Source organism: Candidatus Frankia alpina (assembly GCF_902806485.1).
GTDB lineage: Bacteria > Actinomycetota > Actinomycetes > Frankiales > Frankiaceae > Frankia > Frankia alpina.
On record NZ_CADCWT010000020.1, the window covers coordinates 1 to 26,343 of the forward strand.

Sequence of the window (26,343 nt, forward strand, 5' to 3'; positions counted from 1 at the left end):
GCCGGGAATGGCTCATTGTCCATGAACAGCCCGACTGGAATCGCTGCCCGGACCAGGTCCGTGGTGTGCTGGAGCAGTGCGTGGCCAAGGATCAGGAAAGCCGCCCCACGCCCGAGAAACTGATCGAGCTGTGCCGAGCCGCCTCCAGCGACGAACGGCTGCGCCTCGGTGAAGGCTGGCTACCCCCAACTGTGACCGCGGAACTGACCCGCTACCACCTCGCGCCACCCTCGCCTCAACCAGCCACACCCTTCACCTCCTCGCCCTCGCTCCCGTACCAGCCGGGTGCATCGTGGCCTTCCGCGCCTCCACCCTGGATTCCTCCATCTACGCCGAAATCTGCTCCGTCCACCCAGTCAAGCCGCGGCCGGTGGATCATCGGCGGCCTGGGCGCGGCAGCGTTCGTGGTGGTCCTGCTCGCAATCCTCGTCGCCGCGCTCAAAGACTCACCACACAAGAGCGACACCGCGGCAAACACTCCTACCACCGCGGGCCTCTCGTCGTCGAGCGCGCCTCTGCGCGGCGGGACATCGACCACGGAAACATCACCCGCCGCGTCGCCGACAGCCGTCGTCCTGGCCCAGGATCAGCTGCGCCTACGCGACGAGAGCTTCGACGCCGTTGACATAGACACGCCACCGCTTTACGTGGGTGACATTATGGGGGATGCCGATTTCTGGGTGTCCAGCGACGGCCGTGTTGGAGTCGATTCTCCTGCCCGGTTTACCGTCTGGTCCGGTTCCGGCGCACCAACCGTTAAAGAATGCGAATCCGTGTTGCGAACTCAGCCGACGTCGTCCGTTGCCAACCACGCGGGCCTTCGGTTCTGCGTCAGTTCCGGGAGCGGTAGAGTCGCGGCAGGCTACGTGGTGTCCTACAGCGGCGGGATCAGCCAGGTTCAGGTTACGGTCTGGGGCTAAATCTCAGCGGTTGACCATCGTCCCGTCGACTGGTCACGCTGCTGAGCTGGCATGGCGCGGGACGCACCAGGCCACGGGTGGTGGCCGGGGTCGGTACGGTCGGGACATGCCGCTGACACATGAGGAGTTCGCCGGACTCACCCACCTGGGTTCGGGCAAGGTCCGGGAGCTGTTCGCGGTCGGGGACGATGCCGTGCTCCTGGTCGCCAGCGACCGCATCTCGGCGTTCGACGTGGTCCTGCCGACCGAGATTCCCGACAAGGGCGCCGTGCTGACCGGGTTGTCGCTGTGGTGGTTCGACCAGCTCTCCGACCTCGTCCCGTCGCACGTCATCAGCTCGAACGTGGACGAGTACCCGGCCGAGCTCGCGCCGTACACCGAGCAGCTTCGCGGCCGGTCGATGCTGTGCCGCCGGCTGGACATGGTGCTGATCGAGTGCGTGGCCCGCGGCTACCTGACCGGCAGCGGCCTGAAGGACTACCAGCGCACCGGCGCGGTCAGCGGACACCCGCTGCCGGCCGGGCTGGTGGACGGCAGCCGACTGCCCGCGCCGATCTACACCCCGTCGACGAAGGCGCCGATCGGCGAGCACGACGAGAACATCAGCCGCGCGGACGCGGCCGGCCGGGTCGGCAACGAGCTCGCCGCCGAGCTGGAGCGGCTCACCCTGCAGATCTTCGGCCGGGCCAGCGACCTCGCGGCCGAGCGGGGCATCCTGCTCGCGGACACGAAGTTCGAGTTCGGCCACGACGCCGAGGACACGCTGCGACTCGCCGACGAGGTCCTCACCCCCGACTCGTCGCGCTTCTGGCCGGAGGACACCTGGTCTCCGGGCGTCTCCCAGCCGTCGTTCGACAAGCAGTACATCCGGGACTACCTGACGGGCACCGGCTGGGACAGGACCGAGCCGGGGCCGGAGCTGCCGGACGACGTCGTCGAGGCGACGCGGGCCCGCTACGTCGAGGCGTACGAGCGGCTGACCGGCATCTCCTTCAAGGACTATCTCTCCACCAGCTAAGCCAAGCCCGCCACCAGCTAAGCCGAGCCCGCCTACCGGCGGTGGGGACAGCCCCACCTTGAGCCGGCGGATGGCCACAGTGGGAAGTCGGTAGCTCGCCGCAGTGACCATGAACGGCGGGAACGAGATCGTCGTTCCATGCAGACGCCACCCCGTCCGACAGCCGTTTCCCCAGGTCCGACAGCCGCCGGTCCGGGCCGCCCGCCCGACCTTCCCGAGGCCGGCCGACACGCCGGCCCGCCGGCCGGCGCGGACCGGCCGACGCACCTCGCCGCGCGGGCGGCGCGGTGGAGCGTCCGGCACCGGCTGCTGGCCGTCGGCGGCTGGCTGCTGGGTGTCATCCTGGCGATCGTCCTCGGCAGCATGATCGGCACCCACACCCTGGCCGACACCGACTACAGCACCGGGCAGGACGCCCGAGCCCAGCGCATCCTCGCCGAGCACGGCTACGTCAACCCGGCCGACGAGAACGTCCTGATCCAGCGCACCACCCCCGCGGCGAACCCGCAGGCGCTGCTGGCCGACCCGCAGATCCGCTCGGCGCTGACCGACGTCGCCGCCCGGGTCCGGGTGAGCGGGGTGGCCACCGCGCTTCGCAGCCCGCTGGCCCTGCCCGGGGCGAGCACCGACACCGGCCTGGTCTCTCACGACCTGCGCTCGGTGCTGCTGGCCTTCAACCTGAAGGGCACCGAGGACGATCCGGCGCCGGCCGATCCGGCGCCGGCCGAACCGACACTGGACGCCGTCGCCGCCGTCCGCGCGGCGCATCCTGGCGTGTCGGTCGAACAGTTCGGGGACGCCAGCGCCGACAAGGCCCTGGACGCCACCGTCGGCAATGACTTCCACCACGCCGAGCTGCTCGCCATCCCGCTCACGCTCGGCATCCTGCTGGCCGTGTTCGGCGCGGTGGTCGCCGCGGTGATCCCGATGGGGTTGGCGCTGACCGCCTTCGTCGGAGCGCTCGGCCTGGTCGCCTTCGCCAGTCGGCTGTTCCCGACCGACGACACGGCGACCTCGGTGATGCTGCTCATCGGGCTCGCGGTCGGCGTCGACTACGCCTTGTTCTACATCCGCCGGGAACGCGAGGAGCGGGCCGCCGGCCACGGCCCGCAGCGCGCCCTGGAGATCGCCGCCGAGACGTCCGGGCACGCGGTGCTGGTCTCCGGTCTGACGGTCGCGGCGTCGATGGCGGGCCTGTTCATCACCGGGCTGTCCGTGTTCACCGGGGTCGCGGTCGGCACGATCATCGTGGTCCTGGTGGCCGTGCTCGGGTCGCTCACCGTGCTGCCCGCGCTGCTGTCGCTGCTCGGCGACCGGGTGGAGCTGCTGCGCCTGCCGTGGCACCGCCGGGCGGGCGGGCCCGCCCGGCGTCGTCGCCGCGCGAGGCGGCGGGACCGGGCCGGCACCGAGCCGGTCGAACCGCTGGATCCCGCCGTCCACGGCCCCGGGGACGAGCTGCTCGCGCGGCGACGCGCCTACCAGGCGCAGCTGGCCAGGCCAGGCATCATGGGCCGGCTGCTGCGCCGGCCCGGGCCGGTCGCCGCGGTCGCGGGCGGCCTGCTGGTGCTGCTGGCCCTGCCCGCGCTCGGGATGCACACCGCCGAACCTGGCATCGACGACATCCCGAAGAACCTGCCGATCATGAAGACCTACGACCGGCTCTCCGCGGCCTTCCCCGGCGGCGAGGTGGCCGTCTCCGGGACGGACGGCACAGGTGGCACCGGACGTCACCACCCCGCAGGTGCGGGCGGCCATCGACGCGCTGCGCACCCGGGCGATCGCCAGCGGCCGGATGTTCGAGCCGGTGGTCGTCACGGTCACCGCCGACCATCGCGTCGCCCGGGTAAAGATTCCGATCGCGGGCAGCGGCACGGACGGGGAGTCCGTGCGAGCCCTGCACACGCTGCGGTCCACGGTGATCCCGGCGACCATCGGCGCCACGCCGGGCCTGCGCGCCGACGTCACCGGCACGACGGCCGGCTCCGCGGACTTCAATGCCCGCCTCAACAGCCGGACCCCGCTGGTCATCGGCTTCGTGATGGTGCTCGCCTTCGGGCTGCTGCTGGCCGCGTTCCGCAGCGCCGTCGTCGCGGCGGTGGCCGTCGGGCTGAACCTGCTGTCGGTGGGCGCCGCCTACGGCCTGCTGGTCGCCGTCTTCCAGCATCACTGGGCCGACGGGCTGCTCGGCTACACCTCCACCGGGGCCGTCACCAACTGGCTGCCGCTGATGTTGTTCGTGGTGCTGTTCGGGCTGTCCATGGATTACCAGGTCTTCGTGCTCAGCCGGGTCCGGGAGGCCCGGACGGCCGGGCTGTCCATGCGCGACGCCGTGACGGTGGGGGTGCGGCGCAGCGCCGGGGTGGTGACGAGCGCGGCGGTCATCATGGTCGCGGTCTTCTCGATCTTCGCGACGCTGTCCCAGGTCAGTATGAAGCAGCTCGGGGTGGGCCTCGGTGCCGCGATCCTCATCGACGCCACCGTCATCCGGGTGATCCTCATGCCGGCGGTGCTCACCCTGCTCGGGGAGCGGGTGTGGCGGGGCACGACGCCGGAATCGGGAGTGTGGCCGGAATCGGGGGCGGCCGACGCGAGCGGTCCCGACCTGCCGACCCAGCCGATCGGCGCGGCCGGACACCGGACCCGCCCGGACCAGATCGGCCAGCTCGCCAGGACGACCCAGCCCGAGCCGGTGCAGGAGGCCACCCCGGACCACATCGGCACTAGCGCCGGCACCGGTCCGCTGGATCCCCCACGACGGCCTCGACCGGGCTACCCGACGCCCCGCTGGGCGATGCCGCCGCCTTGACGAGGCGCCCGCACCGCCCGCCCCCTAGACGAGTGTCAGTCCTATCTGCCCGGGGTCGTAGACGATCAGTGTTGAGGGACGGTGGTGCTGTCGCCCTGCTCCGCCGGCGCACCTCGGACACGAATCTTCACCGGTAGCGGTCGGTTGCGGTGCGCGGGAGGCGCATTGCGGTGCAGTGTGCACGGTCTGCTGGCCCAGACCGTGCAGAACGTACCGCAACCGGCCCCGTCCCTGGTTCGGACACGTCTAGCACCGGCGCGGGGCAGGGGAAACGGCGCGTGGATCAAGCCGACGATGCCCGGATCACAGGGAGTCGCGGGGAGCATTGCGGGCGAGTTACAGTGGCGCTCGACGTCCGGTACCCCACCCGAGGACTGGAACGGAAACGATGAGCATCGACCTCTCCACCGAGCCCGACCGCGCCCCGCGCCCCGGTCGGCCCACCGGTTCTGAATCCGCCGCCACCGCCGAGCCCACGGCGACCACCGAGCCCACAGCGAGCACCGAGCCAGCGGCGAGCACCCAGTCGGCAGCGGCAGCGGTAGCCGTCCAGCCCGCGGCGGCAGCGCCCCAGCCGGCGACCATTCCCCGCCCGACGCCGGCGCCGGCCGGACCAGCTCAGCCCGTGGTCGCCCGCGACCGAGCCGAGCTGCGGGCCGCCCTCGTCACGCTGGACCAGCGGCCGGGTGCGCACCCACGATCGGCCGCCGAGGACGATGCGGGGCCCGCCCGCGCGTCCTCGCGGCACGACCGCCCGGTCCGCGCCGTGGTCATGACCATGGGGACGCTGCACGAGGGGCACGCCAGCCTGCTGCGGGCGGCCCGCGCCCAGGCCGACCAGGTGGTCGCCACGATCTTCGTCAACCCGTTGCAGTTCGGGGCGGGCGAGGACCTCGACCGCTACCCGCGCACGCTCGCCGCGGACCTCGCAGTGTGCGCCCGGGAGGGGGTCGACGTGGTGTTCGCCCCCAAGGCGATCCACGATCCGCCGCCGCTGGTCCAGCTCAGCGCCGGACCGCTCGGCGCGGTGCTGGAGGGCGCGTCCCGCCCGGGTCACTTCGACGGGATGCTCACCCTCGTCGGGACCATGCTGCACCTGGTCCATCCGGACCTGGCGTTCTTCGGCCGCAAGGACGCCCAGCAGCTCGTCTGCATCCGTCGGATGGTCGCTGACCTCGCCTTCGACGTCACCGTCATCGGGGTGGAGACGGCCCGCGAGCCCGACGGTCTGGCGAGGTCGAGCCGCAACGTCTACCTCACCCCCGTGCAGCGGACCGACGCGCTCGCGCTGTCCCGGGCGCTCGCCGCCGGCGTGGCGGCCAGCGGCGCGGGGGCGCCGGCGGTGCTCGCGGCCGCGGGCGCCGTGCTCGCCGCGGCGGACGGCGTCGCCGTCGACTACCTCGAACTGGCCAGCCCCGAGGACCTGGGGCCGGTCCGCAGCGGCCCCGCGCTGCTGCTCGTCGCCGCCCGTGTGGGCACGACCCGCCTGATCGACAACATCTCGCTCATCCTCCCCACCGACGCCCAGGGGGCCTGACCGTGTTGCGCACCATGCTCACCGCCAAGATCCACCGGGCCACGGTCACCCAGGCCGACCTGCACTACGTGGGCTCGGTGACGATCGACGCCGACCTGCTCGAGGCCGCCGACCTGCTCCCCGGCGAGCAGGTGACGATCGTCGACATCAACAACGGCGCCCGCCTGGAGACGTACACGATCGCGGGCCCGGCCGGCAGCGGCGTGATCGGCATCAACGGCGCGGCGGCCCGGCTGGTCCAGCCCGGTGACCTGGTCATCATCATCGCCTACGGGATGATGGAGGACGCGCAGGCGCGCCGGCACGTCCCCCGCGTGCTGTTCGTCGATGCCGAGAACCGCATCATCGGCCGCAGGCACGACCCGGCCGAGGCGCTTCCCGGCGATCCGGAGAGCCTGCGCGGTGACGTCAGCCGAACGGTCGTGGCACCCCGGTGATCATGCTGCCATGCCGGCTCGGCGCGCCGCGTCCAGGGTGGACCCGCGCCGCGGACATCGTCGTCATCGGATCGGGGATCGCCGGGCTCACCGCGGTCCTGCACCTGCGCCGGGAGCTGCCTTCGGCCCGGGTCCTGCTGGTCACGAAGGCGCATCTCGACGCGGGCTCCACCCGGTGGGCGCAGGGTGGGATCGCCGCGGCACTTGCCGCCGAGGACTCCGCCGCCGACCATCTCGCCGACACTCTCGTCGCCGGCGTCGGCCTGTGCGACCCGGGCGCCGCGCAGGTGCTGGTCGACGAGGGACCGGCCAGGGTTCGGGAGCTCGCCGAGCTCGGCGCGCGCTTCGACCGGGCCGACGACGGCTCGTTCGCCCTCACCCGCGAGGGCGGTCACCTGCGCAACCGGATCGTCCATGCCGGCGGCGACGCCACCGGGCTGGAGGTCGAGCGGGCCCTGATCGCCGCGGTGCGGGCTGATCCCGAGATCGAGGTGATCGAGAACGCCCTCGTCCTGGACCTGCTGCGGGACGCCGACGGCCGCACGGCCGGCGCGACCCTGCACGTGCTCGGCGAGGGCAGCCGGGACGGCGTCGGGGCGGTCACCGCGCCCACGGTCGTGCTCGCGACCGGCGGGATGGGGCAGATCTTCGCCTCGACCACCAATCCGGGCGTGTCCACCGGGGATGGCGTGGCGCTGGCCCTGCGGGCCGGCGCCGTCGTCGCCGACCTGGAGTTCGTCCAGTTCCACCCGACCGCGCTGTGGCTGCCGCCGGCGGCTTCGGCCCAGATGGGCGCCCAACCCGGCGGCCAGCAGCCGCTGGTCAGCGAGGCGATGCGCGGCGAGGGCGCCGTCCTCGTCGACGCCGCCGGCGAGCAGGTGATGGCCGGTGCCCATCCGCTGGCCGACCTCGCCCCCCGCGACGTCGTCGCCAAGCAGATGTCGCGGGTGATGGCGGCCCAGGGCGTCGAGCACCTGTATCTCGACGCCCTGGGGCTCGGGGCGCAGACGATCGAGCGGCGCTTCCCGTCGATCACCGCCCGCTGCCGCTCGGTCGGCGTCGACCCGGTGACCATGCCGATCCCGGTCGCGCCGGCCGCCCACTACGCCTCCGGCGGGGTGCGCACCGACCTGTGGGGCCGCACCACCGTCCCCGGCCTGTACGCCTGCGGGGAGGTGGCCTGCACCGGGGTGCACGGCGCCAACCGGCTGGCGTCGAACAGCCTGCTGGAGGGCCTGGTCTTCGCGGCCCGCATCGCCCACGACATCGCGGGCACCGAGCGCGCGGGCCGGCGCGGCGACGCCGTGCCCGCCGCCCCGATCGTCGGTCGGGGCAGCGGGCTGACCGATCCGGCCGAACGCGCCGAGCTGACCCGGGCGATGACCGACGGTGCCGGGGTGCTGCGCAGTGCCGACAGCCTGCGGGCAACGGCGAAGGTCCTGGCCGGCCTCGGCGACCTGCGGCTCAGCGGTGCGACGGTGACCGCCGGCCCGCCGGCCTGGGAGATGACCAACCTGCGGACCGTCGCGACCGCGCTGGTCGCCGCCGCCGCGACCCGCACGGAGACCCGGGGCTCCCACTGGCGGGAGGACTTCGGCGAACGCGACGACGTGCACTGGCTTGGCCGGATCCTGACCCGACTCGACCCGGAGGGGGAACTGATCATCGACGTCGAACCCATGCGGCCGGCGCCGTGAGCGGTCCGCGCACCCCCCAGGCCGTGGCCGGCGAAGTGGCCGCGGACACAGCCACAGCCGCCGACCAGGCCGCGGCGGACCACTACTGGGCCGAGGTCCACAGCGGTCGGCTGTCCCCCGCCACCCGCAGCGCCCTGGCGGCGGCCGGCCTCGACCCCGAGGGCGTTGTCGCGGTGATCGGCCGAGCCGTCGCCGAGGACCTGCCGAGCTCGGAGTCGGACGGGCCGAGCGGCCGGATCGGCGCGGTCGACGCCACCTCCGAGGCAACCGTCGACGCCGCCCTGGTCGGGCACGGCGCCCTGGTCAGCCGCGCGGCCGGCACGGTCGCCGGGCTACCGGTAGCCGCGGCGGTGTTCGAGAGCCTGCTCGGCCGGTCCGTGACCGTCACCCTGACCGCCCACGACGGCGACGCCGTCTCCCCCGGCACGACGGTGGCCCGGGTCAACGGCCCGGTCCGCGGCCTGCTCACCGCCGAGCGCACCGCGCTGAACCTGCTGTGCCACCTGTCCGGGATCGCCACGCTGACCCGCGCCTGGGTCGACGCCATCGCCGGGACGGGCGCGGCGATCCGCGACACCCGCAAGACGCTGCCCGGGCTGCGTGCCCTGGAAAAGTACGCCGTGCGCTGCGGTGGGGGCCGCAACCACCGGATGTCGCTGACCGACGCGGCACTGATCAAGGACAACCATGTGGTCGCCGCGGGCGGGGTGGCAGCGGCCTTCGCGGCGGTGCGGGCCCGCTTCCCGGGGCTGCCCGTCGAGGTCGAGTGCGACACAGTCGACCAGGTCGCCGAGGCCGTCGCCGCGGGGGCGGACCTCATCCTCTGCGACAACATGACCTCGCAGGATCTGCGGGCCTCGGTGGCAATCGCCAGGCCGGCGGGGGTGCGGCTGGAGGCCAGCGGCGGGCTGACCCTACGGGTGGCCCCGGACGTCGCGGCCACCGGGGTGGACTATCTTGCCGTCGGCGCCCTCACCCACTCCGCGCCCGCTCTCGATCTCGGCCTCGATCTCGATCTCGATCCCGGCCGTCCCTCGGGACCGGACTGGGCGGGCCCGACCGTGGAGGAGTCCTGATGCTGCTCGCCATCGACGTCGGCAACACCAACACCGTCGTCGGCGTCTTCGACAGCGATGAGCTCGCCGACTCCTGGCGGGTCCGCACCGACCCGCACTCCACCGCCGACGAGCTGGTGCTGCTCTATCGCGGCCTGCTCGGCGGGCATCGGATCACGGGCGTTTCGATCTGCTCGACGGTCCCCGCGGCGCTGCGGGAGCTGCGCCGGATGGTGGTCCGGGCCTTCCGCAACACTCCGGTCGTCATCGTCGAACCGGGCACCCGGACGGGGGTGCCGATCCTGATCGACAACCCGAAGGAAGCCGGCGCGGACCGGATCATGAACACGCTCGCCGCGCACCACCTGTACGGCGGCCCGGCGATCGTCGTCGACTTCGGGACCTCGACGAACCTGGACGTGGTCTCGGCGCGGGGCGAGTTCATCGGCGGGGTCCTCGCACCCGGCATCGAGATCGCCCTGGACGCGCTGGCGTCCCGCGCGGCGCAGCTGCGCAAGGTCGAGCTCACCCCGCCGCGGTCGGTGATCGGCAAGAGCACCGTCGAGGCGCTCCAGTCCGGGATGATCTTCGGGGTCGCCGGCCAGGTGGACGGGTTGGTCCGGCGGATCCGCGCCGAGCTCGGCGCGCACGCGACCGCGATCGCCACCGGCGGACTCGCCTCACTCGTCATCAAGGAAAGCGAGACGCTCGACCGGCACGAGCCGCATCTGACGCTCATCGGTCTACGCCTGGTCTTCGAAAAGAACAGCTGATTTCGGCCGCGGCGTGATTCGTCCGGCAACTGGCGGGCGAATTCCCGACCGGCGGCCGGTCAGGTAACCGACATCTTGCCGGATCCAGGAGGCGAGGCCGGTTCCGCCGGTTACGATTCCTGCCATGCGGGACCGATCCTCGGGAGCATGGGCGGGTCGTGGTGCCGGCCGGTCCGGGCGCCTCGCCCGGCCCCTCCTTCTCGTTCTGTCGACGGTATTCCTCTATACCGCCGTGACGGTGTCGTCCGGGTGGAATGCGTCGGCTGCCACGGCGTCGCGGCAGCGCACCCTGGCGGCGCTGGGCGACTCCTATTCCTCGGGCGAGGGCAGCCCCCCCTTCGACGTGCTCGCTCCCCGCTGTCGGCGTAGCAGCCAGGCGTGGCCGCGGCGGCTCGCCGCCATGGAGCCGTCGACCACCGTCGCGCTGTTCGCGGCGTGCTCCGGGGCGACCACGGACGCCCTCAACGAGTCGTTCAAGGGCGAGCAGCCACAGTTGACCCAGTTGCGGCGGCTGCGTACCGCCCCGGATATCGTCACCATCACCATCGGCGGCAATGATATCGGTTTTAGCAACGTAATCCTGAGCTGCTTCGCCTGGAAATGTTTCTGGGATGGCAAGGACAAGCGCGAACTGGATCACATCACCAAGGAACTCCCGGATGTCCTGAGCGCGAACTATGCGGCGGTGAAGGCGGCGGCGCCGCACTCCAGGATCGTCGTGGTCGGATATCCCGAAATATTCCCGAGCAGTCAACACAAGAACACCTGTAAATGGCTGAGTAATACCGAACGACGCCAGCTCACCAGTCTGAACAGCCAGCTGAACCGGGTGATCCGGCGGGCGGCGGCCGACGCGGACGTGGAGTACGTCGCGACCGACCGGACGCTGCGCGGCCACGAGATCTGCACCAAGGACTCCTGGGTGGCCCCGATCGGCCTGTTCCCGCCGGCCCGCGACCTCAGCGCGCACCCGACCGCCCGCGGTCAGCAGGCCATCGCCACGGCGGTCGACCGCCGCCTCTCCACCGACCGCCGCTGACCCCACCTGCACCGTCACCGCCACCCTCGCCCGCACCGCCACACCCTCGCCCGCACCGCCAGATGCGCGATGCGAAGGAGGCGAGGATAATCACGCACAGTACGCAGTCGGGCCTATGTCGGGTGTGCATGCCGGTGTGGTCACAGTCATTTGACAGCGCGGTGAAGCTAGCTTTACCTAAGCTCATGCTCGTGCCACTGCCGACTCCCGCGGCGCCGCGGGAGTCGGCCACCGAAGGCGGCGCCTCGACCCGCCGCTCCCCGCGGGAGTCCAGCGCGACCGCCGCGCAGGGAATCGTCCCGCATGATCTTGCCGGCACGCTGGAACCTCGCAGCCTGTGTTACGGCGTGCCGACCGGCCCCGGCTGGGCGGACTGCGCCTTCCTCACCGAGCCGGGGGGAGTGACGCGGTCGCTGGCCCGGATCGCTCGGTCCCATCCCGGTGCCAGCCCCGAGGTCGCCGCCAGCTACCTGGCCAACTGGTACTCCGCCGCCGTCGTGGCGCCGGCCGTCGCCTCCTACATGCTGCTGCGACGAGTCCCGGACCTGAACCCGGCGCGGATGTCGCTGCGGGAGCTCGACAGCGGCTGGTACGACCGGACGGCGCTGCACGGACCCGCCGGGACGGTGCTGGCCGACGCCCGGGCAGTCGCGGGCGGCGCCCACCCCGCGAGGCCACCTGACGAGCCCGCGAGGCCACCCGACGAGGGGGCGGACCGGGTGGTCGGTGATCTCGCCGCGCTGCGGGGAGTCCTCGCGGACGAGATCCTCACCCATCTGGGGCCCTTCGTCCGGGAGCTGCGGGGGCGGGTCCGACTCGGCTATCCGGCCCTCTGGGGAGCGGTGGCCGCCCAGTGCGCACGCGCCTTCCTGCTGACCGAGCGAGCCACCGGCGACCCCGACGCGGGACGGGACGAGGCCGACGCCTTCTTCGAACGGGCGGCCCCGACCATGCGCGCCCGCCCGCGCTGGCACGAATTCGTCCATCGCGGCCGGCCCTACACCGGGATGCGCTGCGGATCCTGCTGCCTCGCGCACCGCCTCGGCGACGAGTACTGCACGACCTGTCCCTTCACCGACGACATCGAACGGGAGCGACGCATGCGCGCCTGGATAGATACGCAGGGTCACGGAGCACTTGCGGTATGACCAGTGCCCGGCACGCGCTTCAGCGACGACAGACGTAAAGTGGTTAACCGAATGCACTGGGTCTGACAATGCGCGAGATCCTTCGAGCATCGACGACGATACGTAACATCAAAACAGCAAAGCGATGCGCATGTGGCGCCAATCACAACAGAAGGCACCCCGCCATCGACTACCGTGAGTAGTGACGAGGGAGAGCCTGTCGGGGCGGGAGACCGCCTCGCGGGCGGCCCTCACGGCCCCGAGCGGGCGGGCGGCGACGGCGCCGCGCAGCTCGAGTCGTTCTGCTCTTGGCGGAACGACGTGACGGAATCATGGCTGGTCGGCCACGGTTGCCCTAAGCGTCTCCGCTGGTCGGGCCGGCAGTTGAGTCGGTCCTCCGTCCTCGACGATGAGGGCGGAGCCGGCGGGTAGGTTTCTGTTCGATGCGTGAGGACATGCCTCGGCGGAGCTAGCATGCGGATACCGGCTGTCGTGTGGTCGGTCGCAGCTCGAAGGAGCGCACATGTTCGAGAGATTCACCGACCGGGCACGTCGGGTCGTCGTCCTGGCCCAAGAAGAGGCCAGGATGCTCAACCACAACTACATCGGGACCGAGCACATCCTGCTCGGCCTGATCCACGAGGGCGAGGGCGTCGCCGCCAAGGCCCTCGAGTCCCTCGGCATCTCCCTTGAGGGTGTGCGGTCTCAGGTCGAGGAGATCATCGGCCAGGGCCAGCAGGCACCGAGCGGGCACATCCCGTTCACCCCGCGTGCGAAGAAGGTCCTGGAGCTGTCGCTCCGGGAGGCCCTCCAGCTCGGCCACAACTACATCGGGACCGAACACATCCTGCTCGGCCTGATCCGCGAGGGCGAGGGCGTCGCCGCTCAGGTGCTCGTGAAGCTGGGCGCGGACCTCAACCGCGTGCGCCAGCAGGTCATCCAGCTCCTGTCCGGCTACCAGGGCAAGGGCGAGACGGCCACCTCCGGCGCTCCGGCCGAGGGCACCCCGTCCACCTCGCTGGTGCTCGACCAGTTCGGCCGCAACCTCACCGCGGCGGCGCGCGAGTCCAAACTCGACCCGGTCATCGGGCGCGAGAAGGAGATCGAGCGCGTCATGCAGGTGCTGTCGCGTCGGACCAAGAACAACCCGGTCCTGATCGGCGAGCCCGGCGTCGGCAAGACCGCCGTCGTCGAGGGCCTGGCGCAGGCGATCGTCAAGGGCGAGGTGCCCGAGACCCTGAAGGACAAGCAGCTCTACACCCTCGATCTCGGCGCTCTGGTCGCCGGGTCCCGCTACCGCGGTGACTTCGAGGAGCGGCTGAAGAAGGTCCTCAAGGAGATCCGCACCCGCGGCGACATCATCCTGTTCATCGACGAGCTGCACACGCTGGTCGGCGCGGGCGCCGCCGAGGGCGCGATCGACGCCGCGTCGATCCTCAAGCCGATGCTCGCCCGCGGTGAGCTGCAGACGATCGGTGCCACCACCCTCGACGAGTACCGCAAGCACCTGGAAAAGGATGCCGCGCTCGAGCGCCGCTTCCAGCCGATCCAGGTCGCGGAGCCGTCGGTGGCGCACACCATCGAGATCCTCAAGGGCCTGCGCGACCGGTACGAGGCGCACCACCGCGTCTCGATCACCGATGCCGCCCTGGTCGCCGCCGCCTCCCTGGCCGACCGGTACATCTCGGACCGTTTCCTGCCGGACAAGGCGATCGACCTGATCGACGAGGCCGGCTCCCGGATGCGCATCCGCCGGATGACCGCGCCGCCGGACCTGCGTGAGTTCGACGAGCGCATCGCGGGCGTCCGCCGGGACAAGGAGTCCGCGATCGACGCGCAGGACTTCGAGAAGGCCGCCTCCCTGCGGGACAAGGAGAAGACCCTCCTGTCCGAGAAGGCGAAGCGGGAGAAGGAGTGGAAGGCCGGCGACATGGACGTCGTCGCCGAAGTCGGCGACGAGGAGATCGCCGAGGTCCTCGCGATCTGGACCGGTATCCCCGTCTTCAAGCTCACCGAGGAGGAGACCGCGCGTCTGCTCCGCATGGAGGACGAGCTGCACCGGCGGGTCATCGGCCAGCAGCAGGCCATCAAGGCCGTCTCCCAGGCGATCCGGCGTACCCGCGCCGGGCTGAAGGACCCCAAGCGTCCCGGCGGGTCGTTCATCTTCGCGGGCCCGTCTGGTGTCGGTAAGACCGAGCTGTCCAAGACGCTCGCCGAGTTCCTCTTCGGTGACGAGGACGCGCTCATCCAGCTCGACATGTCCGAGTACATGGAGAAGCACACCGTCTCGCGGCTGGTGGGCTCCCCGCCCGGATACGTCGGCTACGAGGAGGGCGGCCAGCTCACCGAGCGGGTGCGGCGCAAGCCGTTCTCGGTCGTCCTGTTCGACGAGGTCGAGAAGGCCCACCCCGACGTCTTCAACACGCTCCTACAGATCCTGGAGGACGGTCGCCTGACCGACTCCCAGGGCCGGCTGGTCGACTTCAAGAACACCGTCCTGATCATGACGTCGAACCTGGGCACCCGGGACATCTCCAAGGGCCCCGGTATCGGCTTCGCCACCGGTCAGGGCGCCGTCGACTACGAACGGATGAAGGCGAGGGTCCAGGACGAGCTCAAGCAGCACTTCCGGCCGGAGTTCCTCAACCGGATCGACGACATCATCGTCTTCCACCAGCTCTCCGAGAACGAGATCATCCAGATCGTCGATCTCATGCTGGCCCGGGTGGACATCCAGCTCAAGGACAAGGACATGGCCCTGGAGCTGACGTCGGCCGCCAAGGCGCTGCTGGCGAAGAAGGGTTACGACCCCGTGCTCGGCGCCCGGCCGCTGCGCCGGACGATCCAGCGCGAGATCGAGGACGTCCTGTCTGAGAAGATCCTGTACGGCACGCTCAAGCCGGGCGAGATCGTCGTCGGCGACGTCGAAGGCGAGGGGGACGACGCCAAGTTCGTCTTCCGCGGCGAGACCAAGCCGACCCAGGTTCCGGACGCGCCGCCGATCGACCTCGCCAAGTCCAGCGAGTAGCACCACCGGCGCGCAACCAGCGCCGTCGGCCCGCGGGTGAGCCTCGGAATCCCACCAGGTTCCGGGGCTCATCTGTCGGGTCAGCTACAGGTTCGGGTCAGGTGTAGGCATCCCAGGCGAGGCTCGCGGCGAGACCGAGTGCGGCCAGCCCGATGAGTACCCGTAGAGCGTCGCTCGGCAGCCGGCGCACGATCAGCGGCCCGGCCGCGCCGCCGATCAGCAGGCCGACGGCCAGCGGCGCCACCGCTGCCCAGTGCACCGGTCCGAAGACCGCGAACCCCGACGACACGTTCTTGATCGCGTTGACCCGAGCCAGCGGCTCGGGAATCGCCACCGCCAGCACGGCGAGCAGCGCCACGCCGCCGCCAGCGCCGAAGTAGCCCAGGTAGATCCCCCGCGGCGAGCACCGCCGCGCCGCCCTCGGCCGGCGCTTCGACCCGCCGGGTGAGGATCCGGGGTTGCGCCCACAGCAGCACGGCCGCCCCGGCGATCAGCACCGGCACCGCGCGCTCGAACGTCCGCTCCGGCAGCGTCAGCAGCAGGACGGCGCCCACCGCCCCGCCGGCGAGGGTCATCACCGCGAACCGGGCGGCGGCCTGGCCCGCAAGTTCGGGCCGCGACCCGGCGGCCGCGCCCACCGCCACGAACAGCAGCGCCGTCGTGTTGGTGACGTTCGCCGCCAGCGGCGGCAGCCCGGTGGCGAGCAGCGCGGGGTAGGAAACGAGCGACGCCAGCCCGGCAACGGTGCTGGTGATGCCGGCCAGCACGCCGGCGCCGAGCAGCAGGGCGGCGTCGGCGGCAGTCATGGTCGCTCCCCGGTCACCCGTCCCCGGGACAGCGGGCGGATGCGCCGTCCCCGGACAGTAAGGGTCCACGGGTCGGGTGCCGGCGGCGCCTGAACGTCGGCTAACCCACACCATGTTCGGTCGACGGGCGGCCGCAGGCCATGACACCATGCTTGATGCCGTGGCAAGCAGGCCCACGGCGTCGGACATCAGGATCGGATATCAGGCGGGATCGGGTGGAGTGACCGGCGGTGCCAAGGAAGCCTACGGCGTCCATCTGGCCTTCGGCGCCGACCCGGCGACGGCCATGGTCGTCTCCTGGCTGACCCGCGGCCCCGTCACCCGGCCCGCGGTGCGCTGCCGTGCCGGGCCCGGCACGTCCGGCGAGGCGGTCCCGGCGAACACCCGTTCCTATCGGGATGTCCACACCGGCGAGACCGTCTTCGCCCATCACGCGCCCCTGTCCGGGCTCCGGCCGGCCACGGACTACGCCTTCGCGGTCGAGCACGACGGCCGCCCGCAGGCGGCGGACGGTTCGTTCCGTACGGCGCCGGGGTCGCGGGCCGCCTTCAGCTTCACCTTCTTCGGCGATCAGGGCACCGATCGGCCGTACGACCCGTTCGGCTCGCCCGCCTCCGGGTACGCCGTGGCCGGCGTCGAGCGGTGCGCGCCCCTGTTCGCGCTCGCGGGCGGAAATCTGTCCTACGCCAACCAGCGTGAGGACCCCGTGCGGACCTGGTCTGACTGGTTCACGATGATCAGCGCGTCCGCGCGGCTACGGCCGTGGCTGCCGTGCGTCGGTAACCACGAGATCGAGCGGGGAAACGGGGCACTGGGGCTCGCGGCCTACCAGACCTACTTCGAGCTGCCGCCGAACAGGGAAGAAAACTACCTTGCGGGCCTGTGGTACGCCTTCACCGTCGGCGCGGTCCGCTTCGTGGTGCTCAGCGCCGACGACGTCTGCTACCAGAACAGCGGCCCGATCTACCTGCGCGGGTTCAGCGCCGGCCGGCAGACCGCCTGGCTCGCACGGACCCTGAAGCAGGCCCGCGCCGACCCGGGCATCGACTGGATCGTGGTCGCCATGCACCATACGGCCCTGTCCACCTCGGCCGATCACAACGACGCCGACCTGGGCATCCGGGAGGCCTGGCTGCCGCTGTTCGACCGTCACGCAGTGGACCTCGTGCTCTACAGGCACGAGCACCACTACGAACGCAGCCACCCGGTGCGAGGCGCCGTCCCCGGCAGCAGGACCCTCGTCCCCCGGCCGGTTGCGGGGGCGGCCGGGGCCGGGGATCCGGACGAGTCCGGCGGCGCCGTCGTCGACACGTCGGCGGGAACGGTCCATCTGATGGTGGGCACCGGGGGCTCGTCGTCGCCGTCCGCGGACACGCTGCTGGATCCGCCCGCCGGACGGATCGTGGTCGGGGTCCGCGACCACGAACCGGGGCGCCGGCGCCGGCCCGCCGTCCACGAGCTCGAGGACGCGTCCTGGTTGGCCTTCCGAGCACCCGATCACCCCTACGCGTTCGCCGGGTTCGAGGTGGATCCCGGCGAGCCGGGCGGGATGACCCGCATTCGGGTGACCGCATACGACTCGAGTTCCCCCGACCCGGTGCCGTTCGACCAGGTGACGCTGGTCCGACCCAGAACCGCCGCGGCACCGACCGCCTTCCGTGACGAAAAGCGCTCCGGCCACGCCGCCGACCCGAATAAACGTCACACCTGGTGAAGGAGGCTCCTCCACCCGCCGGCGCGAAGAGATGATCTCCGGAAGCTCACCCGAACGCCTTTCGCCGGAACAGCCCGGCCACTCCCGCCCGGCGGCAGGCGCCCACTCGACGGCGCGCCGCGAAACCAGAACGGTCCGCCGCACATGCCGCTGCACGCCACGTCGGCGGATGCAGCCGACGAAAAGCCGCCGACGGCGTCGGCGCTCCCGGCTCCGGCGCCCGCACCGGGAGTTCGGATCACTCGGACCGGGATGATTTTTTGGCCTTCCGCTGGACTGACCGAGGTTCGAGGAATAACTTTTCGCCAGTAGGCAGTAATTGGTCGACTACACGATCATTGTCCACTGGTGGCAAACCGGGGGGACGTCCATTGTCGAGGAAGCAGAGGACGCCGGGTGGGGGCAGCTCATCCCGCCCATGCGTCAAAACCCGGTCATCCATTGACCGGCAGCATTGCCCGACAGGAAAACAACGCCGGTCCCGCCACCTCTCGAAGGCCAATCGTGCACCGGCAAACCGGGCACGGAGGAATGAACATCGTCGGGCCCGATGGAATACTCGGGCGCGCCGCGGGACGACCGTCGCCCTGCGGACCCTGCTCGACGCGTTGCGCAGCCCCAAGGCGTTCGATCAGGTCGTCCACACGGTGCCGATCATGCCTGGCGTGATCGGCTGTGCGCCTCGGGCGGTCCGATCGGACCCTGCGCCATGGGAAACGAGCCGTGCCGATCCCGCGGAGCCGGTCGAGCCCAGCATCGAGATCGTCTGGACCGCGGCGACGCAGGGCGCCGGCGTACTGCGGCTGGCCCCCGTCCGAGGCGCCGGGATGCTCGAGGTCCAGTTCCCGGACCTGCGGCCATGAATCGCGTGGGCCCCGCGGCCACGGACAGCGCCACCTCCGCGCGGGGCGCCAACCCAGCGGTGACCCGCATCGACCAGATCGTCTATGCCTGGTCCAGGCGGACACGGGCCGACACCGAGAATTACTTTCCCATCGCGAGTTCGCTGAGCTCCGCGATGACCCGTTCGTGGAACGGCCTGCTCGCCGCCCAGGTCAAGGCGGGCGACAGTCCCACCGACCACCCGCCGGCCGCGCTCGCCTACGTCGTCAGCGTGCCCGATCGGCCCGTCCGGGACGACCAGTTCGACGTGCCGGACGCCGCGCTCGTCCACCGCGTCCAGGTCGCCGGCCGAAACGGTGCCGGCCGCGGCCGGCTGCGGGCGCACGTCCTGATCGGGCGGGCCGACTACCTGACCGAACGGGTTGCGCTGGCGTTGTACGCGGCCGGTGGGGCCACGGCCGGCGGCGCCCGGACCACGCCGCGGCTGTCCCCCCTGCACCTCGACGACCTCACCGCGCAGCGACGGACCGGTGAGCGGACCCTGCGCCAGGCCGCCCGGGTCCCCGCCCGGCGCAACCGGCTGACCGCCCTGGTCTCGACGGTGCTCACCTGGTCGTGGACGGAGCGACCGTTCATGGTGTCGCACACCGGCCCGGACGAGGCCATCACGCTGATGTGGGCACTCGTCGAGATGCTCGAAGGGGTACTCCCCTACCGGCTCACCTTCGCCATCCACGCCGCTTCGCCCGCCCCCGGTCTCCCGGCGCCCGGCGCCCGCGCCGCCACTGCGCCGAACCAGTCGGCGTCGGCGTCGAACCGCGAGACGTTGGCCGTGGAGCACGGGCCGGCGGCATCCGACGGCGCCACCACCGGCTCGGGCCCCTCCGCACCCCGATTCCTGTTCGTCCCGGTCCCGCCCGAGCTCGTGGCCGGTGCCGACCCGGCGGCAATTCAGGTGGATCCACGTGTCGCACCGCCGGTCCCCCCGGCCCTGGTCGGCGGGGAGGCGTTCCAGCCGCACGATCCCGGGCACTGGTGCCGCCGGCTGGTGGCGAGAAGCGCACGGGACGCGGCGGTGGACCGACCAAGCGAACCGCCCCCGAGCCCGGAGACCGCGGCGGGTCAACCGTCCCCCACCCAGGCCATGGCCTTGCCGGCGGATGCACGATCATCCGCCGCGGCGCCGCCGGCCGCCGGGCATGCGCGTGCGGTCGTCGAACACCTGCACGACGCCTACAAGTTGCTGCTGGCGCCGGGACCCGCCGATGAGGACGGCACCGACCCGGCAGGCCGGCTGATCGCGATCCTGGCCCGCCCGGTCGGTCTGCCCATCCACCTTCCGAGCGCCGAACGGCTGCGCGGGCAGTTGCGCCGCTTCGCGGGCCAGCTGACGGGACCGCTTGCCGGTGCATCCAATCGGCAGTTGAGATCGCCGGCAGGATGGGGGGAACGGACCGAGCCGACGTCGCGGGAGCAGGGCCGTGCCATGGTCGTGGCCAGCGTGCTCGGGTTGCCGCGGACGTCGAGGCCGCCGTCGTCGAGGAGCAACGGCAGGTCGAGGGGGCTCTGACTGCGCTGGCCGACGATCTCGCCGCGCTGCGCGGCCCGTCGCCCACCCGCGGCGCCGAGGAGTCGCTGCGCCAGGCGATCCCGCCCCTCGCCACCGGCCTGGAATCGATCCTCTCGTCGTACCGGCTCCCGTCGGCCGGCGGCAGCGCGCTGCGGCTCGCCACCGCGACCCTCGACGCGCTGCGCACCGTCCGTCCGGGAAGGCCCCCGTCCACCACCTACTGACCCGGCACGACCGACCAACCCGCCACCACCGACCGGTTCCACCCGGACGAACCCTCGCCGCCGGCGCACGGCCCTTCCTCGAGGCACTGGCGGCGGCCCGCGTCGTCCCGCGTCATCCCAGGCGGAGCTGCATGACCTGGGCGCTGAGATCGCCGAACGCGGCGCGATCCGGCGCCGGCGGCGCTCCTTCGGACTCCCCGTGTTCGCTTTCACCTTGGCCGCCGGCCGTGCTCGCCCTGTTCGCGCTGGTCCGGTGACACCACCGTTCGCCGGGCCGACGGGTGACGACCGTGAGCGCGCCCGGCGCGCTCCCACGGCACGTCGTGCCCGGCACGGGGTCCGGCGGGCAGCTGGCTCCGGTAGGCACCGCCCGGCGGCGGCACCCCGACGGCGGCCGGGCGGGCACAGACCTCCGGGGTGCCGCGGTCCCGCCGCCGCACCCGACCGGCGAAAGGATCACCACGGCTGCCCCGTTCGCTCTACTCGGGGCCGTTGGAGTCTGGAACAATGACCAGCACCTGTGTCGGTGTCGCGACACACCAGGGGTTGGCGGTGCGTCGATGCCCTTGGGTAGGAGAAGGACGGCTGGCGACACGTCCGACAGCGTGATCGTGAATGGTTCGGCGAGGACGGAGGCCATGGGTAGCTCGCTGGTTCCGATCATGCTCATCGTGGTGCTGCTGGTAGCCCTGGTGATCTTCTTCGCCCTGAACAACCGGCCGGTTCGGCAGGGAAGCCAGCGCCGCGGCCGCGGGCTGGATCATCAGCGGCATCGCTCCGGTACGGTGCCGCTGCGAGACAGCTCCGACGCCGCCGCGCCGGATGGGATCGTGCCGGGCTTCACCGAGCCGGCGCCGGTCCCCTCCGCCGCGCACACGGCCGACGACGCAGGCGACGGCCCGGAAGCGGGCGTGTCGTGGGGAGGGGATGTGACCGCGCAGGTTCCAGTCGGCGGGGAGGTCGGCGGGGAGAACAGTCGCGATCCCGACGCGACCGGTTGGACCCCGCCCCCCGCCGCTCCGCCGTATCAGCATCAGTCCTTCGAGGATGAGCGGGAGGACGCCACCCGCTACTACGACCCGCAGACCGGTGACTACCCGATCGCGTCGCCCACGACGACCTTCGTCGCGAAGTCGGCCGCACCGGGCGCCGAACCGGCGGGCAGGCGGGCGGCCGCGGGCGACCCGCGGTGGGAGAGCACGTCGACCGCGACCACGTATCCCAACACCGCCTCCGCCTCACCGCGGGAGCAGGCGGCCGATCTGATGGCGACCGAGCCCGAGCAGACCACGGCCGCCCCGCTGCGGCTGGCCGCCGCCGGCCGGACCCGCCGGGGCAAGCGCGGCGGTCCCAACGAGGACGCGTTCGTCGTCGTGGACGGCCTGCTGGCGGTTTCGGACGGCGTCGGGGGCGAGGCCGCCGGCCAGATCGCCTCCACACTGACCGTCACCACCGTGGCCGGCTTCCGTCCTCAGTACGCCGAGGATCCCCTGGAGGGTCTGCGCAGGGCGGTGGAGCGGGCGAATCGGGTGGTCCGCACCCGGGCCCGGGAGGAACCGACCTGGCTGGGCATGGCCTGCACACTGGACGTCGTCATCCTCGGCCGGCAGCACAACACCGGCGAGTACCTCACCGTCGCCCACGTCGGCGACAGCTCGGTGTGGCTGCAGCCGGGCCGGGGGCGCCCACGGGCGCTGACCACCCCGCACGCGATTCGCAACGGCCCGCTGCTGAACGCCGTCGGTCTCGCCGACGAGATCGAGGCCGACATCTTCAGCGAGCCGGTCCGGGCCGGTGACCGGGTCGTCCTCGCCAGCGACGGCATCACGAAGGTGATGACGCCCGAGCAGCTCGACGGCCTGCTCGGCGAGCTGGGCTCCGAGCCGCCCGAACGGGCCGCGGATGCCCTCGTCGAAGCCGCCCTGCTCGCCGGAGCCCGCGATGACACCACCATCGTCGTCGCCGACCTGGTATCCGAGCCCTCCGCGCGGTGAGGCCGATCGGACGGCCGGCGCGGCGAACCCGGCGTCGGCGGTCTCGATCCCGCCCTCGGCAACCCGACCGGGACAGCCACGGTGATCAGCCGTGGCGCACCCGGCGGCCGGGGCGGGCGCGCCGGCGTCGGGCATCGACTCGGACGCTGGGCTACCCGCCCGCAGCTTGTCGCCGGCCGGCTGGCCCGCTGGCTGCGCCGTCATCTGCTGGGGACGTTCGCCGTCCTCGGGGTGATCGCGTTCAGCCTCGGCCTGATCGGGATGTACCGGCAGTTCCGCAGTGAGCCGGCGATGTTCAACTGGCCCAACATCGTGTTCTTCACCGCGACCCTCTTCCTCGCCGACGGGACGGTCTTCCAGGACGGCGGGCGGTACCCGCTGGCGCTGGAGATAGCGCGGTTCCTCGCGCCGGTGGCGACGGCCGTCGGAGTCGCCGACGGCGTGAGCACGATCTTCGCCCAGCGCTTCGAACGCTTCCGGGCCCGCCACTCCCGCCATCACGTCATCGTGTGCGGCACCGGCCCCACGGCGTCGGCGCTCGTCGACAAGCTCTCCCGGTCCAAACGGGTGGTGCTGGTCGCCGAGGACGCGGAGCGGGAGTATCCGGACGCCGAACTCCCGCCCGGCCTGCTGCGGGTCGTCGGCGACCCGATGGAGCCGCTGGTGCTGGCGAAGGCCGGGGTCGCCCGCGCGGACGTGGTCTACGGCTGCCTGCCGGACACCTCGTCGAACCTGGCCATCGCCCTCGCCGCCCGGCGCCTGGCCGCCGATCGGGCGAAGCAGCCGCTGCGCTGCGTGGCCCAGGTAGGCGACCTCTCCCTGATCCCGCACCTGCGGGCCCGACGGATCGGGTTCAATGACGACAGCGGATTCCGGCTGGACTTCTTCGCCGTCGAGGTGCTCGGCGCGCGCGCCCTGCTCAACCGCTACCCGCCGAGCTGGACCGCCCCGGATCGCGGTGAACAACCGCCCGTCGTGCCGGCGTCCCTGGCCGTTCTCGGGCTGTCAGGCCTCGGCCGCGCCCTGGTGATAGAGCTGGCCCGCCGCTGGCTGGCCCTGGTCGGGGCGGGCGGCCCGCTGCTGCCCATCGCCGTGGCCGATCCGGCGGCCGATGAGATACTCGCCGCGTTACGCGTCCGAGAACCCGCGCTCGCCCGGGTCGCGCTCACCGGTCACAACACCCCGAACGGCGAGCTGCCGCCGGCCGTCATGGAAGCGGATGGTCCCAACGGGCCCCCCGAGTTCGTCTACGTCTGCCAGAGCGACGAGGAACGAGCGCTGCTGTGCGGGCTGGACGCGGCGCAGGTGCTCAACGGCCGCTTCGGGGTCGCGCGGACCACGGTCATCGTGTGCACCGGCCGGCAGCGCAGCCTGCAGGACGTCTTCGGCCGCCCGACGTTCCCCCGCCCGCCGACCCCGCTGCCGGGGCCGCTGCTGGAGGACCTCCTGGGCGGCGTGCGCTTCTTCGCCGTCAACGACGAGGCGCTCCCGCTCGACCTCGGCGACACCGACCTGATCGAACGCTTCGCCCGGGCGAGCCACGAACGCTACCTGGCGGCGGAACGCCGTCGGGGCACCGCGATGGGGTCCAGGCCAGCGATGGTGCTGTGGGAGGAGCTCCCGGATGACCTGCAGGACTCCAACCGGGCGCAGGTCGCCCAGTTCGGGGAGATCCTGCAGGCGGCGCAGACGCTGATGCTGATGCCGGCAGGGGAGGCCGACACCGACTTCGCGTTCACCGCGGACGAGATCGACGAGCTCGCCCAGCAGGAACACCAACGGTGGCGCCGGGAGCGGGAGGCCCGCGGCTACACCCTGGGGCCGACTCAGCAGAACGGTCCCGACCGCCGCCACCCCGCGATCGTCGACTGGTCGGCGTTGTCCGAGACCGACCGGGAACGCGACCGCGATGTCATCCGCAGTCTGCCGGCGGTCCTCGCCCATGTGGGGCTGCGCATCGTCCGCCTCGACGATTCCGCCTGACTCCCGGCTGATCCCGAGCGGGGCGGGGCTGCTGTCAGGAGATGTGCTGATCCACCGGGCAGTCCAAGGCGCTGGCCCGGGTCAGGCCATCGACCGAGAGCCGGGCGGACAGGCGCACCGGCCCGGACGCCTCGGTGAGGATGCCCGTCCAGCCGCCGGCGGCGCGGAACACGCACGCCCGCCCCGCCGACAGCCGCCAGTAGGGCGTGTAGTGGACGAGCACGGTGGCGACCCCGGGCGTGCGGAAATCCACCCCCACCGAGCTGACCCCGAGCTCGGTCAGGCTCGCCGGCCCCTGCACCAGACCGGCGGAGTCGGTGACGAGCCAGACCTTCCAGTGCGGGTTGTGCCAGGCGAGTTCGAGGTAGGGCAGGCCCGCCCGCAGCAGTTTCGCCTCCGCCACGGCGGACGGGTCGAGCTCCACGTCGGGCAGGGCGACGTAGCGGATGCCCCGGGCGAGCAGCCACTCGTGGTAGGTCTCGGCGTTCAGGCTGCCGTCGTAGAACAGCGCGTTGTACTTGCTGTCGAGCTGGCGCAGCCAGCCCCGGGCCATCGGCACGGACGGCGCGACGAAACGAGCCTCCCAGTGGGCCCGGGTGAACGGGACCTCGACCCGCCCGGCCGGCACCGGCGCACCGCGGTCGAGGTAGTCGAGCAGCTCGGTGTAGTACCCGGCGGACGAGGACGGATCGCCCTGGGTGAGCAGCGCGCCGTGGATCGGACCGATCTGCCAGCCGATCAGCGGGATCGCCACGATCGCGAGCACCCGGCGACGGTCGGCGAGCAGCAGTGCCGCCGAGGGGCCGGCCAGCAGCGTCGCCGGTCGGGTGATGTTCCCCCCGACCTGGGAGGGGATGAAGAAGAACACCGCCGCCGCGGCCGCCCACAGCAGCAGACCGTGCCGGATCGCCCGGGCGCCCTTCGGGACCACCAGCAGACCCACCGCGATGAGCGCCAGCAGCGACAGGAAGGTCAGCGCCGGGAAGGGCTGGTAGCCGTCCTCCGGGAAGGCCAGCGCGACGGCGATCCCGGCCCCGGCGCCGGCGAACGGCAGCACGCGGCGCCAGCCGATGGTCAGCAGCAGCGCAGCGCCGACGAGCAGCACGAAACCGGCGGCCAGCGGCGAGGCCAGCGACGACAGCACGGCGCCGGCCCAGGTCAACGTCGTCCGGCGTTCGCGCGCCCCGAGCAGCGCCAGCGCGCCGAACGCCATCCCGAGAGCGAACGGCATCCGCCCGACGACGAGGTTCGACACCGTCGCGACAGCGAACCAGACCAGGACTAGGTCGTACCCCGACCGCCGGCCCGGCCCGCGCAGCAGCCGGCTCACGATCACCGTGGAGGCGACGCAGGAGATCGCGCCGAGGAGCTGGACCCCCAACAGCGCACCGAGCGGCGGGAACAGCACGCTGTACCCGGGTATGGTGTGGCCGCCGTACCATTGATCGTCCCAGAGGACCGCCCCGCCGTGGCGGAACAGCCACACCCGGTACTCCTGAGCGGGGGTGTCCGGGCCGGTCACGCCGAGCCCGACGCACAGCAGGCACAGTGCCGCGGTCAGCGTCCACGGCCACCGGCGCACGGCCGCGACGACGACGAGCAGGCCCCGCACAACCCGCCCGTGGTGCCGCGGCGGCTCGAGGGCGATGAAGGGGGTCTGGGGCAGTGGAGCCACGCGAGACTCGGTCTCGCCGGCCGGCAGCGCCACAAGCGAGGTCATCAGTCGACTACCAAGCGTGGCGTCGACCGGGGAGCCGGGCGCCGCGAGCGCT

At 72.1% G+C, this 26,343-nt stretch carries 17 protein-coding genes and 2 pseudogenes; 16 read left to right on the top strand and 3 right to left on the bottom strand.

Translation table 11 applies throughout. The annotated features are described in order from the left end of the window. Both G6R25_RS04420 and G6R25_RS04425 read left to right on the top strand, forming a co-directional pair. Nucleotides 1-920, top strand: a pseudogene (locus G6R25_RS04420) (hypothetical protein); the annotation flags it as partial. 106 nt (nucleotides 921-1,026) lie between these two features. After that, entirely contained in the window at nucleotides 1,027-1,938 is a 912-nt protein-coding gene (locus G6R25_RS04425; RefSeq protein ID WP_163551960.1) for a phosphoribosylaminoimidazolesuccinocarboxamide synthase, read from the top strand. A 446-nt stretch (nucleotides 1,939-2,384) separates the two neighbouring features. Here G6R25_RS04425 and G6R25_RS26190 read toward each other — a convergent pair whose 3' ends face one another. Next, entirely contained in the window at nucleotides 2,385-2,570 is a 186-nt protein-coding gene (locus tag G6R25_RS26190) for a hypothetical protein (RefSeq protein WP_235947399.1), read from the bottom strand. On the opposite strand from G6R25_RS26190, the pseudogene G6R25_RS26195 reads away from it, so the two are divergent. The 10 genes and pseudogenes from G6R25_RS26195 to G6R25_RS04470 form a co-directional block, all read left to right on the top strand. Next, a pseudogene (locus G6R25_RS26195) lies at nucleotides 2,518-3,267 on the top strand (MMPL family transporter); the annotation flags it as partial. The gene G6R25_RS26190 and the pseudogene G6R25_RS26195 sit on opposite strands and share 53 nt — an antisense overlap. 385 nt (nucleotides 3,268-3,652) lie before the next feature. Beyond that, nucleotides 3,653-4,744, top strand: coding sequence for an MMPL family transporter (locus tag G6R25_RS26200; protein ID WP_235947401.1), 1,092 nt, complete (start codon nucleotides 3,653-3,655; stop codon nucleotides 4,742-4,744). A 388-nt stretch (nucleotides 4,745-5,132) separates the two neighbouring features. Further along, a complete protein-coding gene (gene panC, locus G6R25_RS04435) occupies nucleotides 5,133-6,281 on the top strand; it encodes a pantoate--beta-alanine ligase (protein ID WP_235947403.1) in 1,149 nt (382 codons plus the stop codon). A 2-nt stretch (nucleotides 6,282-6,283) separates the two neighbouring features. Then, nucleotides 6,284-6,718 (top strand): aspartate 1-decarboxylase, encoded by a 435-nt coding sequence (gene panD / locus G6R25_RS04440; protein ID WP_136446879.1) that lies wholly within the window; start codon nucleotides 6,284-6,286, stop codon nucleotides 6,716-6,718. Continuing rightward, on the top strand, nucleotides 6,715-8,415 hold the full coding sequence (locus G6R25_RS04445; RefSeq protein ID WP_163551961.1) for an L-aspartate oxidase: 1,701 nt from the start codon (nucleotides 6,715-6,717) through the stop codon (nucleotides 8,413-8,415). The genes panD and G6R25_RS04445 overlap by 4 nt, the downstream gene beginning before the upstream one ends. Before the next feature lie 110 nt (nucleotides 8,416-8,525). Continuing rightward, a complete protein-coding gene (gene nadC / locus G6R25_RS04450; protein WP_205446860.1) occupies nucleotides 8,526-9,491 on the top strand; it encodes a carboxylating nicotinate-nucleotide diphosphorylase in 966 nt (321 codons plus the stop codon). Continuing rightward, on the top strand, nucleotides 9,491-10,243 hold the full coding sequence (locus G6R25_RS04455; protein ID WP_163551963.1) for a type III pantothenate kinase: 753 nt from the start codon (nucleotides 9,491-9,493) through the stop codon (nucleotides 10,241-10,243). The genes nadC and G6R25_RS04455 overlap by 1 nt, the downstream gene beginning before the upstream one ends. A 124-nt stretch (nucleotides 10,244-10,367) precedes the next feature. Next, nucleotides 10,368-11,282 (top strand): SGNH/GDSL hydrolase family protein, encoded by a 915-nt coding sequence (locus tag G6R25_RS04460; RefSeq protein ID WP_235947405.1) that lies wholly within the window; start codon nucleotides 10,368-10,370, stop codon nucleotides 11,280-11,282. A gap of 185 nt (nucleotides 11,283-11,467) precedes the next feature. Next, nucleotides 11,468-12,430 carry a (2Fe-2S)-binding protein gene (locus tag G6R25_RS04465; protein WP_163551964.1) on the top strand — a complete coding sequence of 321 codons (963 nt, stop codon included), beginning with the start codon at nucleotides 11,468-11,470 and terminating at the stop codon, nucleotides 12,428-12,430. Nucleotides 12,431-12,932: 502 nt separating this feature from the next. Then, nucleotides 12,933-15,437, top strand: coding sequence for an ATP-dependent Clp protease ATP-binding subunit (locus G6R25_RS04470; protein WP_163551965.1), 2,505 nt, complete (start codon nucleotides 12,933-12,935; stop codon nucleotides 15,435-15,437). Nucleotides 15,438-15,517: 80 nt separating this feature from the next. Here G6R25_RS04470 and G6R25_RS29480 read toward each other — a convergent pair whose 3' ends face one another. Next, on the bottom strand, nucleotides 15,518-16,243 hold the full coding sequence (locus G6R25_RS29480; protein ID WP_473246877.1) for a sulfite exporter TauE/SafE family protein: 726 nt from the start codon (nucleotides 16,241-16,243) through the stop codon (nucleotides 15,518-15,520). 220 nt (nucleotides 16,244-16,463) lie between these two features. Between G6R25_RS29480 and G6R25_RS04480 the strand changes: the two genes are divergently transcribed. From G6R25_RS04480 to G6R25_RS04495, 4 genes are all read left to right on the top strand, one after another. Beyond that, nucleotides 16,464-17,957 carry a purple acid phosphatase family protein gene (locus G6R25_RS04480; RefSeq protein ID WP_235947407.1) on the top strand — a complete coding sequence of 498 codons (1,494 nt, stop codon included), beginning with the start codon at nucleotides 16,464-16,466 and terminating at the stop codon, nucleotides 17,955-17,957. Nucleotides 17,958-18,816: 859 nt separating this feature from the next. Next, nucleotides 18,817-20,370, top strand: coding sequence for a hypothetical protein (locus G6R25_RS04485; RefSeq protein WP_235947408.1), 1,554 nt, complete (start codon nucleotides 18,817-18,819; stop codon nucleotides 20,368-20,370). Between the two features lie 862 nt (nucleotides 20,371-21,232). Further along, a complete protein-coding gene (locus G6R25_RS04490) occupies nucleotides 21,233-22,588 on the top strand; it encodes a PP2C family protein-serine/threonine phosphatase (protein ID WP_163551967.1) in 1,356 nt (451 codons plus the stop codon). Nucleotides 22,589-22,669: 81 nt separating this feature from the next. After that, nucleotides 22,670-24,571: an NAD-binding protein gene (locus tag G6R25_RS04495; RefSeq protein WP_163551968.1), complete on the top strand. Its 1,902-nt coding sequence runs from the start codon at nucleotides 22,670-22,672 to the stop codon at nucleotides 24,569-24,571. A gap of 34 nt (nucleotides 24,572-24,605) precedes the next feature. Here G6R25_RS04495 and G6R25_RS04500 read toward each other — a convergent pair whose 3' ends face one another. Beyond that, nucleotides 24,606-26,291, bottom strand: a complete 1,686-nt coding sequence (locus G6R25_RS04500) for a hypothetical protein (protein WP_419469302.1) — start codon at nucleotides 26,289-26,291, stop codon at nucleotides 24,606-24,608. Nucleotides 26,292-26,343 lie beyond the last annotated feature (52 nt).

Excerpts from the sequence above, each read along its gene's own strand:
- G6R25_RS04425 (WP_163551960.1), top strand. The coding sequence starts at position 1,027 with ATGCCGCTGACACATGAGGAGTTCGCCGGACTCACCCACCTGGGTTCG.
- panC (WP_235947403.1), top strand. The coding sequence starts at position 5,133 with ATGAGCATCGACCTCTCCACCGAGCCCGACCGCGCCCCGCGCCCCGGT.
- G6R25_RS04455 (WP_163551963.1), top strand. The coding sequence starts at position 9,491 with ATGCTGCTCGCCATCGACGTCGGCAACACCAACACCGTCGTCGGCGTC.
- G6R25_RS04460 (WP_235947405.1), top strand. The coding sequence starts at position 10,368 with ATGCGGGACCGATCCTCGGGAGCATGGGCGGGTCGTGGTGCCGGCCGG.
- G6R25_RS04465 (WP_163551964.1), top strand. The coding sequence starts at position 11,468 with ATGCTCGTGCCACTGCCGACTCCCGCGGCGCCGCGGGAGTCGGCCACC.
- G6R25_RS04470 (WP_163551965.1), top strand. The coding sequence starts at position 12,933 with ATGTTCGAGAGATTCACCGACCGGGCACGTCGGGTCGTCGTCCTGGCC.
- G6R25_RS29480 (WP_473246877.1), bottom strand. The coding sequence starts at position 16,243 with ATGACTGCCGCCGACGCCGCCCTGCTGCTCGGCGCCGGCGTGCTGGCC.
- G6R25_RS04485 (WP_235947408.1), top strand. The coding sequence starts at position 18,817 with ATGAATCGCGTGGGCCCCGCGGCCACGGACAGCGCCACCTCCGCGCGG.
- G6R25_RS04490 (WP_163551967.1), top strand. The coding sequence starts at position 21,233 with ATGGGTAGCTCGCTGGTTCCGATCATGCTCATCGTGGTGCTGCTGGTA.
- G6R25_RS04500 (WP_419469302.1), bottom strand. The coding sequence starts at position 26,291 with ATGACCTCGCTTGTGGCGCTGCCGGCCGGCGAGACCGAGTCTCGCGTG.